The sequence below is a fragment of the Sphingomonas panni genome (assembly GCF_022664435.1).
GTDB classification, from domain to species: Bacteria; Pseudomonadota; Alphaproteobacteria; order Sphingomonadales; family Sphingomonadaceae; genus Sphingomonas; species Sphingomonas panni.
This window is the reverse complement of the sequence record NZ_JAKREU010000021.1, coordinates 1-3,235: the sequence shown is the minus strand read 5'-3', so window position 1 is coordinate 3,235 and position 3,235 is coordinate 1. Positions and strand designations below refer to the sequence as shown.

General features: G+C 54.3%; 1 tRNA gene and 2 rRNA genes. All 3 read left to right on the top strand.

Annotated features, from left to right (window positions below):
* The first annotated feature begins 88 nt into the window (after positions 1-88).
* Positions 89-2,879, top strand: a 23S ribosomal RNA gene (locus tag MF609_RS19745).
* Positions 2,880-2,973: 94 nt separating this feature from the next.
* Positions 2,974-3,088, top strand: a 5S ribosomal RNA gene (gene rrf / locus MF609_RS19740).
* 70 nt (positions 3,089-3,158) lie between these two features.
* A tRNA-Met gene (locus MF609_RS19735) sits at positions 3,159-3,235 on the top strand.

The following is a 3,235-nucleotide window of genomic DNA, read 5'->3' as shown; positions in this document are numbered from 1 at the left end:
AAACAACCGCGATACACTGCTCTGCCGAGTTTCGTGTCGTCGTTCTAGCGAACGTCGATCCAGTGTTGTCGTTGGTGGTGTGGACTCTCAAGCGTGAGGTAAGGGCAATTCGTGGATGCCTTGGCATGTACAGGCGATGAAGGACGTGGCACGCTGCGATAAGCGTCGGTGAGGTGTGAGCAACCTTTGACCCGACGATTTCCGAATGGGGAAACCCACCTATCCGATTAATCCTGACTGTTGGAAACGGCATGCAGGGTTAATTGGGCAAGGTATCTTGAGACTGAATACATAGGTTTCGAGAAGCGAACCCGGCGAACTGAAACATCTCAGTACCCGGAGGAAAAGACATCAACCGAGATTCCGTTAGTAGTGGCGAGCGAACGCGGACCAGGCCAGTGCCTGACATTCAACTAGCAGAACGTTCTGGAAAGGACGGCCATAGCGGGTGACAGCCCCGTATGCGAAAGTGATGTGTCAGGACTCGAGTAGGGCGGAACACGTGTAATTCTGTCTGAACATGGGGGGACCACCCTCCAAGCCTAAATACTCGTACATGACCGATAGCGAACTAGTACCGTGAGGGAAAGGTGAAAAGCACCCCGATGAGGGGAGTGAAACAGTACCTGAAACGGATTGCCTACAAGCAGTTGGAGCCTCTTCATGGGGTGACAGCGTACCTCTTGCATAATGGGTCTGTGACTTAATCTATCAAGCAAGCTTAAGCCGTTAGGTGTAGGCGCAGCGAAAGCGAGTCTGAATAGGGCGAATTAGTTTGATGGATTAGACCCGAAACCCGGCGATCTAGGCATGACCAGGATGAAGGTGGGGTAACACCCACTGGAGGTCCGAACCGATTAACGTTGAAAAGTTACCGGATGAGTTGTGTTTAGGGGTGAAAGGCCAATCAAGCCGGGAAATAGCTGGTTCTCCGCGAAAACTATTGAGGTAGTGCCTCGGATGGACACCTTATGGGGTAGAGCACTGGATGGTTGCGGGGGTCGCGAGATCTACCAATACTAACCAAACTCCGAATACATAAGAGTGATATCCGGGAGACAGACGGCGGGTGCTAAGGTCCGTCGTCAAAAGGGAAACAGCCCTGACCTACAGCTAAGGTCCCCAAGTCGTGTCTAAGTGGGAAAGCATGTGGGAATCCCAAAACAACCAGGAGGTTGGCTTAGAAGCAGCCATCCTTTAAAGAAAGCGTAACAGCTCACTGGTCTAAACAAGGGTTCCTGCGGCGAAGATGTAACGGGGCTCAAGACACGCACCGAAGCTTAGGGTGTACACTTTGTGTACGCGGTAGCGGAGCGTTCCGTACGCCTGTGAAGCGGTCTGGTAATGGACCGTGGAGGTATCGGAAGTGCGAATGCAGACATGAGTAGCGATAAAGAGGGTGAGATGCCCTCTCGCCGAAAGACCAAGGGTTCCTGCGCAAGGCTAATCCGCGCAGGGTGAGCCGGCCCCTAAGACGAGCCCGAAGGGGGTAGTCGATGGGAACCACGTTAATATTCGTGGGCCTGGTGGTGTGTGACGGATGGCGTGTGTTGTCGGATCTTATCGGATTGATCCGGCTTCGAAGCTGTCCCGGGAAATAGCCCCACCGTATAGACCGTACCCGAAACCGACACAGGTGGTCAGGTAGAGTATACCAAGGCGCTTGAGAGAAGTGTCCTGAAGGAACTCGGCAAATTGCCTCCGTACCTTCGGAAGAAGGAGGCCCAGCATAAGCGCAAGCTCTTGCTGGGGGCACAGGCCAGGGGGTAGCGACTGTTTAGCAAAAACACAGGGCTCTGCTAAGTCGGCTTCAAGACGACGTATAGGGCCTGACGCCTGCCCGGTGCCTGAAGGTTAAGTGGAGGGGTGCAAGCTCTGAAATGAAGCCCAGGTAAACGGCGGCCGTAACTATAACGGTCCTAAGGTAGCGAAATTCCTTGTCGGGTAAGTTCCGACCTGCACGAATGGCGTAACGACTTCCCCACTGTCTCCAGGACATGCTCAGCGAAATTGAATTCTCCGTGAAGATGCGGAGTACCCGCGGTTAGACGGAAAGACCCCGTGCACCTTTACTGCAGCTTCAGAGTGGCATTAGGAAAGAACTGTGTAGCATAGGTGGGAGGCTTTGAAGCATTGGCGCCAGCCGGTGTGGAGCCATAGGTGAAATACCACCCTGTTGTTTTCTGATGTCTAACCTGCAACCATGAAACTGGTTGAGGGACCCTCTGTGGCGGGTAGTTTGACTGGGGCGGTCGCCTCCTAAAGAGTAACGGAGGCGCGCGAAGGTTGGCTCAGGACGGTTGGAAACCGTCTGTTAGAGTGCAATGGCATAAGCCAGCCTGACTGCGAGACTGACAAGTCGAGCAGAGACGAAAGTCGGTCATAGTGATCCGGTGGTCCCTCGTGGAAGGGCCATCGCTCAACGGATAAAAGGTACGCCGGGGATAACAGGCTGATAACCCCCAAGAGCTCATATCGACGGGGTTGTTTGGCACCTCGATGTCGGCTCATCACATCCTGGGGCTGGAGCAGGTCCCAAGGGTTTGGCTGTTCGCCAATTAAAGTGGTACGTGAGCTGGGTTCAGAACGTCGCGAGACAGTTTGGTCCCTATCTGCCGTGGGCGTCGAAATTTGAGAGGAGTTGCCCCTAGTACGAGAGGACCGGGGTGAACATGCCTCTGGTGTACCTGTCGTCGTGCCAACGGCGCAGCAGGGTAGCTATGCATGGACGGGATAACCGCTGAAAGCATCTAAGCGGGAAGCCTCCCTCAAGATAAGATTTCTTAGGACGGTCGGAGACCACGACCTTGATAGATCGGATGTGGAAGCGCAGTAATGCGTGAAGCTAACCGATACTAATTGTCCTATTCGCGCTTGTAGAGTTCACACCCCCAACGTCAGCACTGGCTGACTACCGTGGTTGAAAATACCCAGCCTTCCCATCGATTTGAAAACCGTGCACCCGCTTCATTGCCTGGTGGCTATAGCGTCTGTGAACCACCCGATCCCATCCCGAACTCGGCCGTGAAACCAGACCGCGCCAATGGTACTACTGCCTAAGCAGTGGAAGAGTAGGTCGTCGCCAGGCATTGAAGCCGGTGCACATAACCATTCACAATGCCACATACCCCTCCCGCCCAAATGGGCGACAAAGGTGTCGCGGGGTGGAGCAGCCCGGTAGCTCGTCAGGCTCATAACCTGAAGGTCACAGGTTCAAATCCTGTCCCCGCAACCA